At 42.5% G+C, this 15,174-nt stretch carries 18 protein-coding genes; 3 read left to right on the top strand and 15 right to left on the bottom strand.

What is annotated here, in order from left to right:
* Positions 1-374: 374 nt before the first annotated feature.
* Both AC1DUD_RS18580 and AC1DUD_RS18575 read right to left on the bottom strand, forming a co-directional pair.
* On the bottom strand, positions 375-953 hold the full coding sequence (locus AC1DUD_RS18580) for a DNA-3-methyladenine glycosylase I (protein WP_477377051.1): 579 nt from the start codon (positions 951-953) through the stop codon (positions 375-377).
* A gap of 142 nt (positions 954-1,095) precedes the next feature.
* Positions 1,096-1,443: a carboxymuconolactone decarboxylase family protein gene (locus AC1DUD_RS18575; protein ID WP_477377049.1), complete on the bottom strand. Its 348-nt coding sequence runs from the start codon at positions 1,441-1,443 to the stop codon at positions 1,096-1,098.
* 113 nt (positions 1,444-1,556) lie between these two features.
* Between AC1DUD_RS18575 and AC1DUD_RS18570 the strand changes: the two genes are divergently transcribed.
* On the top strand, positions 1,557-1,934 hold the full coding sequence (locus AC1DUD_RS18570; protein WP_477377047.1) for a VOC family protein: 378 nt from the start codon (positions 1,557-1,559) through the stop codon (positions 1,932-1,934).
* A 188-nt stretch (positions 1,935-2,122) separates the two neighbouring features.
* Positions 2,123-2,482 carry a VOC family protein gene (locus AC1DUD_RS18565; RefSeq protein ID WP_477377045.1) on the top strand — a complete coding sequence of 120 codons (360 nt, stop codon included), beginning with the start codon at positions 2,123-2,125 and terminating at the stop codon, positions 2,480-2,482.
* Between the two features lie 192 nt (positions 2,483-2,674).
* On the opposite strand, the gene AC1DUD_RS18560 is transcribed toward AC1DUD_RS18565, so the two are convergent.
* The 9 genes from AC1DUD_RS18560 to AC1DUD_RS18520 form a co-directional block, all read right to left on the bottom strand.
* On the bottom strand, positions 2,675-3,007 hold the full coding sequence (locus AC1DUD_RS18560) for an MGMT family protein (protein WP_477377043.1): 333 nt from the start codon (positions 3,005-3,007) through the stop codon (positions 2,675-2,677).
* Entirely contained in the window at positions 3,007-3,666 is a 660-nt protein-coding gene (trmB, locus tag AC1DUD_RS18555; RefSeq protein ID WP_477377041.1) for a tRNA (guanosine(46)-N7)-methyltransferase TrmB, read from the bottom strand. The genes AC1DUD_RS18560 and trmB overlap by 1 nt, the downstream gene beginning before the upstream one ends.
* A 254-nt stretch (positions 3,667-3,920) precedes the next feature.
* Entirely contained in the window at positions 3,921-4,367 is a 447-nt protein-coding gene (locus AC1DUD_RS18550; RefSeq protein WP_477377039.1) for a hypothetical protein, read from the bottom strand.
* Positions 4,368-4,370: 3 nt separating this feature from the next.
* Positions 4,371-4,721, bottom strand: coding sequence for a phage holin family protein (locus tag AC1DUD_RS18545; protein ID WP_477377037.1), 351 nt, complete (start codon positions 4,719-4,721; stop codon positions 4,371-4,373).
* Positions 4,722-4,784: 63 nt separating this feature from the next.
* Entirely contained in the window at positions 4,785-5,051 is a 267-nt protein-coding gene (locus AC1DUD_RS18540) for a YtxH domain-containing protein (protein WP_090532345.1), read from the bottom strand.
* A gap of 163 nt (positions 5,052-5,214) precedes the next feature.
* Complete coding sequence (locus AC1DUD_RS18535) at positions 5,215-6,249, bottom strand: AI-2E family transporter (protein ID WP_477377034.1); 1,035 nt, start codon at positions 6,247-6,249, stop codon at positions 5,215-5,217.
* 80 nt (positions 6,250-6,329) lie between these two features.
* Positions 6,330-6,533, bottom strand: coding sequence for a hypothetical protein (locus AC1DUD_RS18530; RefSeq protein WP_121232361.1), 204 nt, complete (start codon positions 6,531-6,533; stop codon positions 6,330-6,332).
* Between the two features lies 1 nt (position 6,534).
* Entirely contained in the window at positions 6,535-7,977 is a 1,443-nt protein-coding gene (locus tag AC1DUD_RS18525; protein ID WP_477377032.1) for a sigma-54-dependent transcriptional regulator, read from the bottom strand.
* A gap of 174 nt (positions 7,978-8,151) precedes the next feature.
* A complete protein-coding gene (locus tag AC1DUD_RS18520; protein ID WP_477377030.1) occupies positions 8,152-8,757 on the bottom strand; it encodes an outer membrane beta-barrel protein in 606 nt (201 codons plus the stop codon).
* A 404-nt stretch (positions 8,758-9,161) separates the two neighbouring features.
* Here AC1DUD_RS18520 and AC1DUD_RS18515 point away from each other — a divergent pair, with 404 nt between their 5' ends.
* Positions 9,162-10,367 (top strand): alkaline phosphatase family protein, encoded by a 1,206-nt coding sequence (locus tag AC1DUD_RS18515; RefSeq protein WP_477377028.1) that lies wholly within the window; start codon positions 9,162-9,164, stop codon positions 10,365-10,367.
* Between the two features lie 441 nt (positions 10,368-10,808).
* Here the strand turns inward: AC1DUD_RS18515 and pgl are convergent, their stop codons facing one another.
* Genes pgl through AC1DUD_RS18495 form a run of 4 tightly spaced genes read right to left on the bottom strand, consistent with a single transcriptional unit; the run spans position 10,809 to position 15,132 of the window.
* On the bottom strand, positions 10,809-11,540 hold the full coding sequence (gene pgl, locus AC1DUD_RS18510; protein WP_477377025.1) for a 6-phosphogluconolactonase: 732 nt from the start codon (positions 11,538-11,540) through the stop codon (positions 10,809-10,811).
* Positions 11,541-11,546: 6 nt separating this feature from the next.
* Complete coding sequence (gene zwf / locus AC1DUD_RS18505) at positions 11,547-13,061, bottom strand: glucose-6-phosphate dehydrogenase (protein ID WP_477377023.1); 1,515 nt, start codon at positions 13,059-13,061, stop codon at positions 11,547-11,549.
* Positions 13,062-13,087: 26 nt separating this feature from the next.
* On the bottom strand, positions 13,088-14,512 hold the full coding sequence (gndA, locus tag AC1DUD_RS18500) for an NADP-dependent phosphogluconate dehydrogenase (RefSeq protein WP_477377021.1): 1,425 nt from the start codon (positions 14,510-14,512) through the stop codon (positions 13,088-13,090).
* Entirely contained in the window at positions 14,509-15,132 is a 624-nt protein-coding gene (locus tag AC1DUD_RS18495; RefSeq protein WP_330861885.1) for an HAD family hydrolase, read from the bottom strand. Before AC1DUD_RS18495 ends, gndA begins: the two co-directional genes overlap by 4 nt.
* Positions 15,133-15,174: the final 42 nt, after the last annotated feature.

Raw genomic sequence — 15,174 nt, 5'->3', positions numbered from 1 at the left:
ATGATTTCACAGATTTTAAAATGAGCGATAGTAATTGATTGCATTATGATGCACCGATAAATTAAATGATCAATGCGATTTTTCCGTTTCAAAAATACAATTAATGTTGACGAATAATCATCCCTTCCAATAGGGAAATCGCTTTCAAAACACGTGGCACCTAACGGAGCCAATATATTGGGGACAAAATGTCTATAAACACGATACTCCTCCGGAGTGTCTTATCAATTGCTTAAAACTCCGGAGGAGTATCGTGTTTATAGGAAACAAATGGAAACTTTAAGGCTCCGTTAGGTGCCCCGTGCTTACTATTGATTTTAAAAGCGATTTCCCTTTTCCTTTCAATTTAAAAATCAAACCGGTTAAATCCCAAACTACTTGAAACTACAGGCCGGAATATGGTCATTTACCATGCCGGTGGCCTGCATAAAAGCGTAACAAATGGTTGTGCCAAAAAACTTAAAGCCGCGTTTTTTCATGTCTTTGGCAATAGCGTCAGATTCCGGACTGGTGGCAGGCGTTGAGTTGGAATGGTTCATGATCGCTTTACCATCCGGCATAAAACTGTACAGGTATTTATCAAAGGAGCCAAACTCTTTTTGCAGGCCGATAAACAACTGAGCATTGCTGATAGTCGTTTTAATTTTAAGGCGGTTGCGGATGATACCCTCGTCTTGCATCAGACGTTCAACATCTTCCTCATTAAATGAAGCAACCTTCTGTACATCAAAATTGGCGAATGCTTTTCGGTAGCCTTCGCGCCGGCGTAAAATAGTGATCCAGCTTAACCCGGCCTGTGCTGATTCAAGGATCATGAACTCGAAAAAGGTATGATCGTCATGAACCTCTTTGCCCCATTCATTATCATGATATTTGATGTATAAATCGTCGGTACCCGGCCAGTGGCAACGGGTTAAGTCGGAAGTCTTAAGTTCTAAGTTCGAAGTCGGCATGTTTTTAAAGTTTATAGGGTTATAACATCACGTCATTGCGAGGCACGAAGCAATCACCAATTGGCAGAGAAGAAATGCAAATCCGCCCTGTATGGTTTGGGATTGCTTCGTACCTCGCAATGACGAGGAGAAAATGATTGGTTTATTTCATTTCGTTCAACTCATCCCAGTATTCAACGGCGCGTCTGTAATGCGGAATAACGATCGAACCACCAACCAAATTGGCTATCATAAAGATCTCGTTCATTTCATCATGGTTAACACCGGCTTCGTGGCATTTGCCCAGGTGGTACTTGATACAGTCGTCGCAGCGTAAAACCATGCTGGCTACCAGGCCAAGCATCTCTTTGGTTTTTACATCAAGTGCACCTTCAGCATAGCTGGTTGTATCAAGCGCAAAAAAGCGTTTAATATTGGTATTGGCTGTTTCCATGATCCTGTCGTTCATCTTAGAACGATAGGCGTCAAATTCTTCTACAAGTTTTCCCACGGTACGTATGTTTATTAATAAAATATTTAGGCTAATTAAGCTAAAATATTTAGCATTTAAAAGAATGGATTGTTATTTTTATGGCCGTTAACCAAATTTTTTACGCACTGATTATGGAAAGTTTATCACCTAACATTTTTGTAAATGACATCAACCAAACCATCGGCTTTTATGAGCTGCTGGGCTTCAAAGTTGCAATGAGCGTACCCGAAGCCGGGACCGATCTTGTTTGGGCCATGATGACCAATGGCAGCGTCACCATGATGTTTCAAACTTTTAGCAGCCTGGCCGATGACCTGCCGGAAATAAGCCGCGTTGATGGGGGCTCATTGCTGTTATATATCAATCTTAAAAATATCCGCGCTTTTTTTGAGGAAATAAAAGATAAGGTTGCCGTACTAAAAGGCCTTGAAACTACCTTTTATGGTGCAACAGAATTTTCGATAAAGGATAATAATGGCTATGTGCTTACTTTTGCCGAGCACGAATAAATTAACAAAAAATACGTCATTGCGAGGTGCTCACTCAATGATAGTTTTGTCATCCTGAGGAACGAAGGATCTTCTTCGCCCGGCAAGTTCACTATGCTTGTTGCAGAAGATGTTTCGCTATCGCTCAACATGACAAAATAGTTTATGCCAGGGATAGGCCCCTCACAACAATGACGATCTTTTACAATATGATCAACTTTAAACGCGCCGACCATATCCAGGTTTGTGTTCCGTTAGAACGACTGGAAGAGGCAAGGATTTTTTATACAGATGTTGTAGGATTGGAGCGGATAGAACGCCCTGCATTTAATTCGAAAGGGTATTGGTTTCAGATAGCCGATATCCAGCTGCATTTGAGTACCGAAGATGCTTTGCCTCGCACATCCAGGCATACTGCCTTTGAGGTTACCGATATTGCAGAAGCCCGGCGGCATTTAGAAGGTTTTGGTGTTGAATTTTGGGAAGAACCGGTGATTCCCGGCAGAATCCGGTTTTCGTTTATTGATCCGTTTGGGAACAGGATGGAGTTATTGCAGTTTACGGAGTAATAATTTATAAAGTCGCCTGTGCGATAAAAAATCATGTCATTGAGGAGGAACGACGAGCAATCGCATGCTCTACAGGGCGGCTATGCTTCCGTGCGGTTGCTGCGCTCGCAATGACGTGGTTTTTGTTTATTTTTCTTCGCAGACACTCGGCCGGAGCCGAGCGGTGGCGCGTTTTTGATTAAAGTTGAGAGCCTACAACGCCAGCTCCACCATCGGATCCCAGAAATGTGATTTAAAATCCTGGATCTGATCATCAACTACTTTTACTCCTTCGCTTTCCAGCATATCGGCCATTCGGTTGCCGCCAAAGCTGGCTTTGGCTGTTAGTAAACCAACCCGGTTCACCACTCTATGCGCAGGAACAGGTGGCTTAGCATTACCTGCCGCCTGCATGGCCCAGCCCACCATGCGCGATGAACCTTTGGTGCCAAGATAAGCCGCTATAGCGCCGTATGATGTTACCCGTCCGGTTGGTATCAACCGGGCAACTTGGTAAACCTTTTCAAAAAAATTAATGTCCTCCATTAAGCGTTTTCGGTAAATGAAAACTTAAGGTAGTTAATGTTTTTGTTATGCTGTAAGTATTTTTTCTCGTAGTAGGTTTTGATGGATAGCACCTCATCGGCGTATTCCGAATGGTAGAGGTCTTCTGTTTTAATGTGCAGATTTAGCTTCAGTTCGTCTATCTTTTCGGCAGTGTAGGCGTGCAGACCATCGTTATCCGTTTTGAGGTTAACACAGCCACCAGGCTTTAAGATGACGATATATTTATCCAGGAAACGTGGGGAGGTCAATCGCTTTTTCTCGCGGCTCAATTGCGGTTGCGGATCTGGGAAAGTGATCCAGATCTCATCTACTTCGCCGGGGGCAAAATAATCAAGCAGATTCTCGATCTGGATACGAAGGAAAGCAACGTTGGGTACGCCGTCTTCAATAGCGGTTTTGGCGCCGCGCCAGATGCGATTGCCTTTATAGTCGATACCAACGAAATTTTTATCAGGAAACATGCGGGCAAGGTTCACGGTATATTCGCCTTTGCCGCAGGCCAGTTCAAGCACTACCGGGTTATCGTTCTTAAAAAGCTCGCGGCTCCATTGGCCTTTGAAAGGTTTGCCGGCATCTAATTGCAGTACATTACTGAAGGTTTCAATTTCGGCAAAACGCCTTAACTTATCTTTTCCCACTTTACGTTTTTAAAATAAAGTGCAAAAATATTGAAATTATTTTAACACGAATGATTTGCGTGCTGTAGAGCAATTAAATCGAATTACACGAAATAGTCAGGTGCCTTTGAGAAATTCGAATAATTAGCAAAATTCGTGTAGAAATTTTTAACACGAATTGATTTGTTTATTGATGAGCAATTAAACGAATTGCACGAATGTTTTGAATAGATACTGACGAAGCGAATTTGTGTAATTCGAATAATTCGTGTCAATCATACTACCGCTCCGCCCGCAGGCTTAACATATGGTGCAGGTTTGTATTCTGTATCTTCTTTCTTTTTCGTGAATTTTGCGAATAGGGCTTTTGCCTTATCCCAGATGCCGCCAACGGTATCCTCATTTACATAGTTCGAAGCTTTTTGCGAAACAAGGCCAACCAGTGTTTTTACTAAAAAGTTAGAGTGTTTAAAAAGCGTTTTGTTCAATGCAAGCGGAATCACGAACCTGGAGATGAGGTTCAGAATATCCGGATGGAAAAAACTGGTATTTTTTATACCATCGGTATCATTTGAACGGGGGAACAGGGTAAGTGCGGTTGAAAATAAAGCAGACGGACTATTGACCCGTGCTTTTAAAGCCACCACTTGTTGTTTTTCCAGTGCTTTTAACCTGAATATTTCGGCCTGCAAATCGCTGATGTTGGTGATATGAAGATCCATGGTTTATCGTTTAAATATTTTTTGAATAAAGATGTTGATAAGCGGCCTTTCGAGGTGGCGTTTAAATATCTTGATAAACATGGCTATCAAAAAGTAAAGTACGGCAACACAACCAAAACCTTCCCAATTGGAGTGGAAAACATCGGCAAGAAAAAAGCCCAATGTAACACTTGCAAAAAGAAATGCCAGTACCATGCTTATCACGGTTACCAGATCGGCAATGATGCTTGCTAATATGGATGTTCCACCTTCAATAGCTTCATATTTTAAAAGCTTAAACCGGAGTTCGGCATATTCCTTTAACTGATCAACTATTGGCGGTAATGGTGGTTGAGTTTCTTTTTTATCTTCCATAGGTAAGGTTATATATCCCGGATGGGGTTGTTCATCCGCATCCGGGATTGGTGTTATACATGCTTATGCGTGCTCAAGGTCGTCCTGATATTCTTCTTCGGCGCCTTTAATTTTCGACTTGATGTTTTCCACAACTTTGTCTTTTAAACCAACCAGGTTGTCAATTTCGGCCGCTGCGGTATCTTTAATTGATTCGCCAAGGTTTTTTAATGATTCAGTTAGCTTGTCGCGGGTTTCATTGCCTTTATCGGGTGCAAACAAAATACCTAAAGCTGCCCCTGCTGCTAAACCGGCAAGCAATGCAACAACTACTTTTGAGTTATCATTCATTGTAATATAATTTAAAGTTGAACATTTGATTAGTTACTCGTAAATATCCTGCCAAATATGTGCATTTGGCGCATTTATTTTTATTTAAGTATAAATTAACTTTTATGTGCTAAATAAATTTTACCCTGTGTTCACAAAACTGTTCAGGGCTGTACGGTATAATTTATACACTGTTTATCCGTTCAAGCCTGTCGGCAGCGAGGCGATTGGTTTCATAGATCTCCAGCAACAGCATAAAATATGATAACAGCACCGGGCCAAACACCAGCCCCAGGATCCCAAAAAGCGGCAGCCCAATAAAAACTCCAATTATTGAAATTATAGGATGTGTATTGGCTACCCGCTTATTAATGATCATGCGCAAAAAGTTATCAATATTGCCAATGAACAATAAACCGTAAGCCAGTAATGCCACCCCCTGCCAGTTATGCCCCTGCGCAAACAAAACAATACTTGCCGGGATACATAACGTTGGTGCCCCTACAACCGGTAAAAACGAAATAAAGATAGCGATAACCCCCCAGAAAATCGGGTCGGGGATACCGAATATCCAAAACCCATTGGCCAATAGTATCCCTTGTGTAAGCGCTATGATCCCTTGTCCTAAAACGTTTGAATAGGTAGAATCGCGTAGGGCATTGGCAAATTTTAATGCATGCTGCTCCCGGAATGGTGCATATTTTAATAAACCGGCCTCAAATTCACGTATTTGGGTAAACATGAAATACAGTATAAAATACAATACCAGCAAGGTTAATATAGTGTTGGCCGCACTGCCCAATATAGATGGGAAAAGGCCGGTGGCAAAAGTGCCTAATTTTTGTAATGTCTCTTCGGCAAAATGAGGTTGATTGAGATTAGCGCCGGCGAATGCATCAATTTTTGAGATCCACTGGTCAATAGGAAGCTCTTTAAGGTTGATGCTTGAAATTTTACCAACAACCATAATGCTTAAAGTGAGAAAAGGGATCACAATTACGATAAGCGATATAAAAATAATAAGCAGTGCCACTAACGAGCGGTTCCATCCTCTTTTTTCGGAAAGGTTAATGAAAAGCGGGCGAAAAATGGTGAACAGCACTACAGCACCCAAAATTGAACTAAACAGGCTGCTGAGCGCATAAAGTAAAAAGCAGCCAAGTACAATGATACTTGCCAGGATAATATTGTTGCGCTGCTTGTAATTGAAAACTGACATGTAGACTGTTGATTAATACTTGCTTAAAACAAAAAAACGCCAAAAAGTTTTAGCGTTTCATGTATTAATTGCAACGCCTTTTAGTTGGTATCGTTAAGCAGGGTATTGATCCGGATTGAACTTATTTCTATGGTATCCATGTAAAACAAACAGTCTGATGTTGGATTGGGTATTTCATACCGTAACTGCTCAAGCGCCAGGTGAATGTTTGATAGTTGGTTTTTTATATCGTGCCTTAATTTACGCATTGCCTCGGCATCGTCTTTTTCCTCATTAGCCCCCATGTTACTTAAGGTTAATGGCCTTCATTTTATTATAGAGGGTTTTGCGATCGATATTCAGGATCTCGGCAGCTTTGGTTTTGTTGAAGTTAACTTCCCTTAACACCCTTATAATTGTTTCGTATTCGGCCTCGAGCGCGGCATTTTTAAGGTCGTGGCGGGGTTCTTTAACCTCGGGTATCTCAGCTGCATGCGATGAGGGTTGATGATGCTGTGTGTAATGATTTGGCGTTTCGTACGACAATTTATAGGTCGACATTTCAAGCGGCAACGCTTTAAGTGTGATCTCATTACCTTCGGCTAAAAGTGCCGCCCGGCGGATCACATTTTTAAGCTCGCGGATATTACCCTGCCAGCGGTAGTTCATAAAGCAATCCACAACTTCCTGTGCAAAGGATTCAACGTTGCGGCCAAGCTCCTGGTTGGCAATTTTTAAGAAATGTTCGGCCAGCAGTATAACGTCGTGCCCTCGCTCACGCAATGGCGGCATGTAAATACTGAACTCATTAAAGCGGTGATATAGATCCTCGCGGAAACGGCCCTTCTGGATGCCCTCCTGCAGGTTCTCGTTGGTGGCTATGATAATACGCACATCAAGATCGATCTCTTTGGTGCTGCCTATCCTTTTAACCTTACGTTCCTGTACGGTACGAAGCAAAGCTGCCTGGATCTCATATGAAAGGTTACCTACTTCATCTAAAAACAAAGTACCGCCATTAGCCATTTCAAAGTGTCCAATTTTGGTATATAAAGCGCCGGTAAATGAACCCTTTTCGTGCCCGAAGAACTCACTTGCTGCAAGCTCCTTGGTTAAAGAGCCGCAATCCATAGCTATGAAAGGCTGGTTATGCCGCGGACTGTTCAGGTGGATACTTTTCGCTACCGACTCTTTCCCCGTACCACTTTCGCCCAAAATAATAACACTGTAATTGGTTGGGGCAACCAGTTCTATCTGCCGGGCAAGTTCCTTTGACGCACGGCTGGTGCCGGTTACAAATTCGGCCGCAAAAACGGTTTTTTTAACGGCTTTGGCCTTTTCGGGTAAAATGGCTGCCTGCGGCTCTTCATCAACCTCAACCAGGGCATGGTGGGTTTCGAGGGCCTTATTAATGGTATTTAATATTTCATCAGGATACAGCGGCTTGGTGATATAATCATAGGCCCCCATTTTAATAAGCTCAACGGCCATTTTTATGTCCGAGTAGCCGGTGATGATGATAACCCCCGTTTTAGGGTATTGGATTTTAATATTGCGAAGCATTTCGCGCCCATCGGTATCTTCAAGCCTGAAATCGCAAAGTACAAGTTGATATTCACCGTTTTTCAACGCCTCCATACCCCCGGTACCACTTGAGGCGGTACCAACGTCAAACCCATTCCGCGTTAAAAACTTCGATAGCAATAACGCAACATTAACTTCATCATCAATGATGAGGATCCTCTTCATATTCAGCAATTATTGTGCGGTAAATGTATTATTACGTGTCAAAATACAAACAATGTGCTAATTTATACGATTTATTTAATTATAAGGGTTCATATCCACTAAAAAAACATAATAAAAAAGGGGAGCCCGAATGAGCTCCCCTTTTTTATGTTAAGGTATTTGTAGGGCCATATATTAAAAGCCGTACGCTACACGTAAACCTATGAAGTTCACTTTGCTTGCATCAACGCCGGTAGCATATTTTGTAGTTGCTTCGTAACGGATACCTGCATCAATAAAGCTGCTTGCACTTACAGGGAATTGAACACCAATTTGCGGAGCGTAAACAAATGCAGTTGATTTGTTAGCGCCAACGTCAGATTTGTTTAACAAAAATGCTGCACCGGCTTCGCCCTGAACATAGAAGTTATCAATAGGGAAGAATTTTAAACCAGCTTTAACAGGGATCAAATGAAAATCAGTAGGGCTAACGGTAGTGTTACCAACAACTACGTCATTTTTACCAAAGATGTTATTGTAACCAGCGTTAACGGTAACAAATAATTTGTTTGAAAGAACGGGGATATCAGCCTGTACCGAACCGCCTAAATTCCATTTGTAGTTGTCTTTGAAATCTCCAAGTGGAATACCTGCGTCAACACCGATGCTGTAACGGATGCCGCTTTTAGTTGTAGTTGATGTTGTAGTAGTGGTAGTAGGTGTAGATGTTTGTGCTTTTGCACCGAAAGCTAAGCCTGCAAATGCAAGGGCTAATGCTGAAACTTTGAATAAATTTTTCATAACTATTATTGTGTTTTTGATATATGTTGTTTTAAACACACAGCAAATTAACAACAGAAATCAGATGCGATTTTTCATCCAAAAGTCATGAGTATTTAATCGATTGATTAATAGTAATTTATTTTTTGACCCTATTGGTATTTTGGTCAGGGCAGTGTAAAATGGACTTACAATTGCTGTTTTTCTGTCAAAATTAACATTGGCTTAACATGGGTTTTAGAGTCCGAAAATGATGAAATCTGCGTGAAATTGCAGAAAATGGTGAAATGGTATTAAAAAAGCGACGATGGAATACACGTGTAACTGGCGGTTTTATGTTAATGAGCAATTATCATTCGGTTAACTTATTTCTTATTAACATAGATGATTTGCCGGCGGGTTATTTTCGTTGAAAAATGATCATCATGAAATACGCCGGGCGTTTTATAGGAGTTTTTATTTTATTGCTTTTTGTGCAGATAAGCCAGGCACAGGAAAAACAATTTAACCATGGCAAGCACGTGGTGATCATTATGATGGATGGTTTTGGCATGAGCTATTTTAATAACGCGCCCATGCCGCATTTAAAAGCATTAATTACCAAAGGATTTTTTAAACAGGTTAACGCACTGATGCCAACGGTTACCAATGCCAATAACACTTCCATCTGTACGGGTACTTTTCCCGAAGTTAATGGCATCAGTGGCAACTTCTTTTTAAATGATAGGGGCGAAGAGGAATATATGGAAGATAAACATCTTGTACTTGCCCCAACTATATTTCAGAAATTAAAAGCATATGGTATCAAGTCGGCACTAATCTCCAGCAAAAAGAAAAGCACCACGCTGCTACCCGAAGGTGCTGATATTGTAGTATCGCCGGAAACAGCAGACACCTCATGGACTAACAAAATCGGCACACCTGCAAGTATATACAGCGCCGAAGTAAATTACTGGTCGATGAAGGCGGGCATTTATCTGCTGAAGAACCGAAAGGATATCCGCTGCATCTATATCCATACTACCGACTATCCCATGCATACCTGGGCGCCTGCGGATAGCAATTCGATCAGGCATTTAGCGAATATTGATAACCTGATCGGCCAGATCAACGAAGCCTCTCCCGATGCTGCCATACTCATCACTGCCGATCATGACGTGAACCATAAAAGCCGTTGTGTAGATGTGCAGAAATCTTTGCAGCTTCAGCATGTTGATATTAAGCTGGCGCTGAGCCCCGAAAAGGACAAATACGTAAAACATCACCGCGGCTTTGGTGGCGCATCATATGTTTACCTTAATAAAAAGAGTGATCTACCTGCCGTAAAGAAAGCACTATATAAAATTAAAGGAATTGAAACAGTGCTTACCCGCGCTGAGGCAGCCAAAAAATACCATCTCCCGCCAGCCAGGATTGGCGACCTGATCGTACTTGGAGATTCGACCACTGTTTTTGGCGACCTGGAAAGCCAGGCAGAAGAAGATTTACCTGCTACCTACCGCAGTCACGGCTCTGTTTACGAGATAAAAGTACCGCTCATCATCCTCAATGCCGGAAAGCTCCCTCCGCCATCATATTTTAATTATAATAAAGATCTTGCGGGATGGTTGACGGATAAGAAATATCAATAGGCAAATCTTTGATTTACAAGATATAGCTCATTGTGCTATTGCCAAAGAGTGCTGGATTGTGTGATTCCCCTCTTGAGAGCTATCGTGTGGACACATTTTTAAAGAATTGTCATTTCGATAGAGCAGCGGCGGGTTGAGTGATGGCGCGAAAGAGAAATCTTCTACATCAGGCTCTACAACTATACCTGTAAAAGCAGGGCGTAGAAGATTTCTCCTCACTCTTTCGCACAAATCCCACCCTTGGTTCGTCGAAATGACATTTTTTTATCAATAATGATATGATTAAAAAGACGTGTCTACACGATAGCTCTCAAGAGGGGAATTTAAGAACTTGTTATCAGCAAATCGCATAAATGTGTGTCGACTTGAATGATCTACTTTAAAAACAAAAAGGGCTTAAGCATAACACCCAAGCCCTTTTGTTATCGAAAATAATGGATATTATTCTTTATTCTCCAATGCTTCAGCAGCTGGTTCATCTAAAAACCAATCCACTTCTCCTGATATCGAATCAATGAGTTGAGCCGGATAAAGCTCAATATCCTCATCATCTTCCAGGATGTGTTTTACTGCTTCGGCTTTGCCTGCCCCGTAAACTAAAAACGCGATTTGCGCTGCGTCATTAATAAGCGGTGCGTTAAGGGTAATACGCCAAACCTGCTGATCTTCCAGCCATACTTCTTTTACGCCAGGTACACGGTCATGCAGCACCGGCGTATAAGGGAATAATGAAGCAGTGTGCGAGTTATCGCCCAGGCCTAATAATACCAAGTCAAAGCTTGCTTCGCCATCATCAAAAAAGGCAGAGATGATCTCCCAGTATTTAGCAGCAGCTTCGGCTGGCTCAAATGAGGTATCAACCGCAAATACATTGCCCGGGTTTATCAACAAAGGCTCAAACAGCGCTTTCTTAGCCATCAGGTAATTGCTATCCTTATGATCTTGAGGTACATTACGCTCATCGCCAAAAAAGAAGAAAACCTTTTCCCAGTTCACCTGGTCGGCATAAGTTGTTGAAGCTAACAGCTCATATAATTTTTTAGGTGAGCTACCGCCCGAAAGGGCAACACTGAACCTGCCATTTTTGTTAATGGCTTCGGTAGCCAGGGTAACAAAATGATCGGCCAGCCCGGTTAAAACCTCACCCTCCGTGTTATAGATATTCAGTTTCATCAGCTTTTATTTTTTACTGTTTACGGGTAAGGTAAACCAGTTATAACCATCGCGGGCAATTAAAGCTTCAGCGGCTTCGGGGCCCCATGAATCGGCCGAATAATTAGGGAAATTCAGGCTCTTTTTGCTTTGCCAAGTACTCAGGATAGGCATTACCAGTTCCCATGCAGCTTCCACCTGGTCGCCACGCATAAACAGGGTTTGATCGCCCATCATGGTGTCCAGGATTAACGTTTCGTATGCTTCAGGAGCCTGGTTGGTATACGTACCTTTGTAATCAAACACCATATCAACGGCGTTTAATACCATATCAATACCCGGGCGTTTAGCCTGTACCTGCAAACGGATGCTCATCTCAGGCTGAATGCTAATGATAAGCCTGTTTTGCTGCCAGCTTTCCGTTGCTTCGGCAGGGAAGATCTGGTGTGGAACGTCCTTAAACTGGATGGTAATAACTGATGACGACTGGTGCATCCTTTTACCTGTACGTAAGTAGAAAGGAACACCCTGCCAGCGCCAGTTATCAATAAAAAACTTGATAGCAGCAAAGGTTTCGGTATTTGATTCCGGATTAACCTTAGGCTCATCACGATATCCAGGTACTTCCTTACCTTTCATCCATCCGCTGCCGTACTGGCCCCTAACGGTGGAATTACGTACATCCTCGGCAGTAAATTTGCGCATGGCTTTCAGCACGTCAACCTTACGGTCACGTACTTCATCAGCGCTAAAGCTGATTGGGGGTTCCATAGCAACGTGGCAAAGCAATTGCAACAGGTGGTTCTGGATCATATCCCTCATAGCACCTGAACCATCATAGTAATCGCCGCGTTCTTCAACGCCTAATTGCTCAGTAACTGAAATTTGCACATGTTCAATATGGTTACGGTTCCACAGCGGCTCCATAATGGAGTTGGCAAAACGGAACGCCATGATATTTTGAACCGTTTCTTTACCCAGGTAATGGTCAATACGATAGATCTGACACTCATCAAAAATGCTTTTCAATAACGCATTGAGGTCCTTTGCTGTTTCCAGGTCATGACCAAATGGTTTCTCGATTATGATCCTTACACGTTTTTTATCATCGGCCAGTTTAGCTTTTGATATGTTTGATGCAATGATCGGGAAGAAATTAGGTGCTACCGCAAGGTAAAATAACACGTTTGCTTTGGCTTTCCATTCGGCGTTGTGTTTCTCAATGCGTTTGCCAAACTCTTTGTAAGTTTCAAAGTCGTTGGCATCTGATACCTGGTAATAAATGTTTTTTACAAACTCGGCCCATTGTTTATCATCGGTTTTACCGCTGCGCGAAAACTGGTTGATATCTTTATACAGGTTCTCCCTGAATTGCTCGTCAGTAAGCTTGGTACGACCGGTACCAATAATGGAAAATTGTTTAGGCATCCACCCGTCTAAAAACAGATTATACAGGGCCGGAGCAATTTTCCGGGAGTTTAAATCTCCCGTTCCACCAAAAATTATAAATATGGTAGGGTCTGATTTAGCTATTGTGCTCATTGTTGTGTTTTAATTAATAGCGTTAATTAATCGTTTGCAGGAGCCCATTGTGTATGGAAAGTACCTTCTTTACCAATAAGCTCGTAAGTATGCGCGCCAAAGTAATCGCGTTGAGCCTGGGTTAAGTTTGAAGGCATCCTTTCGCTGCGGAAGGCATCGAAATAGCTTAATGCCGAAGCGTAGCCAGGAGCAGCAACACCGGCAGCAATAGTAGCCGATAATACTTTCCTGATACCCGGTAAAGTTCCTGCAACCAGGGCCTGTACGTCGCTGTCAAGCAACAGGTGCGGTAATTGCTGGTCTTTGCTGTAAGCGTTGTAAATGTCATTCAAAAACTCTGAACGGATGATACAGCCGCCTCTCCAGATCTTGGCAATTTCGCCTAAATGAAGATCATATTTGTACTCTTCAGATGCTTTGGTAAGCAGGTGCATACCCTGAGCGTAAGTAACGATGCTGGTAAAATAGAACGCCTGCTCTAAAGCAACCAATAACTCTTCTTTATCACCTTTCAAATCGATTGGATCATTATAAAGAGTTGAAGCTTTTTCGCGCAGTGACTTGTATTTTGAAAGATCGCGCATTGATACTGATGTATCGATGGTTGGGATAGGAGTTACCAGGTCCATAGCCACCTGCGATGTCCATTTACCGGTACCTTTAGCCTTAGCTTCGTCCTTAATATCATCTAACAATAAATGATCGGTACCCGGAGCTTTGTATTTGAAAATATCTTTGGTGATATCTAACAGGAATGACTGTAAACGGCCTTCGTTCCATTTAGTGAACAAGTCGCCTATTTCGTCATTACCTAACTTTAAGCCTTTTTTCAGGATCTCATAAGTTTCGGCAATTACCTGCATGATACCGTACTCGATGCCGTTGTGTACCATTTTAACAAAGTGGCCTGATGCGCCAGGGCCAATGTAAGTAACACAAGGCTCGCCGTTAACTTTAGCAGCAATGGCTTCAAAAATAGGTTTCATTACAGCGTAAGCATCCTTATCGCCACCCGGCATCATGCTTGGGCCGCGGCGGGCACCCTCTTCACCGCCTGATACACCCATGCCGAAGAAATGCAGGCCTTTAGCCTCCAGCTCCTCAACACGACGGTTGGTATCGGTAAAGTGCGAGTTACCGCCGTCAATCAGGATATCGCCTTTTTCCAATAACGGGGTTAATTCCTCAATTACAGCATCAACAATTTTACCGGCCGGCACTAACATCATGATAGCCCTTGGCGTGGTTAAGCTTTGAATAAATTCCTTAACATCTGAAAAGCCTTTAGCGTCCCTGTCACCAGCTTCCTGGTTCAATGAATCTACTTTACCGGTATCTTTATCGTGTCCGGCAACCGCGAAGCCATGATCGGCCATGTTCAGCAGCAGGCTGCGACCCATAACACCCAGGCCTATCATGCCAAAAGCGTATTTGTTTTCTGTTGCGCTCATTTTTTGAGGTTTTCTTTTTTAAGAGTTTCTAAAATTTTCTTTGTGCTTTCGAGGCTGGTATGCTGGAACGAGCGGATGCCCAGTTTTTGCGCGGTATCAACAAACATTTTTCTGTCGTCAAAATACACGCATTGCTGCGGCGATGCCAGGGCTATACCCATAGCTAATTGCCAAATACCGGGATCAGGTTTACGCATTTTTACTTCGCATGATGATACAAATGCATCAAAACACTCATGCAGTTTAAACTTGCGTACCCGGTAGTCGTTCAGCTCCTTACCTTCATTATTAAGCGAAATAATACGGAAGCCGCAATCTTTTTTCCACTCCTTCAAAAATTGCAGCATAGGCAATTCAACCGATGTAGAATAGATGAACTCCTTAAAATCTTCGCGTACAAAATCTCTCGGGTGGTTAAATATCACCGTATCAAGATATTCGTCAAGCGTGATGCTGCCAATTTCATATACGTTGAAAATAAAATTGTGCAGGGCGTTAACCTCATCATAGTCGAGGTTAAACCTTTTAGCCGCTTCTTCACGGGCTTCGTGGCCCCATCCGTTCGACAGCAAAATGCCGCCCACGTCAAAAAAAAGGATCTTCAGATCAGCAACTTCCATAGGTATATTTTTATGATTAGTCGTAAGTCCGGAGTCTTAAGG

Source organism: Mucilaginibacter sp. P4_A11 (assembly GCF_056402535.1).
The sequence above is the reverse complement of the archived record's forward strand: the minus strand, read 5'-3'. Positions and strand labels throughout refer to the sequence as shown.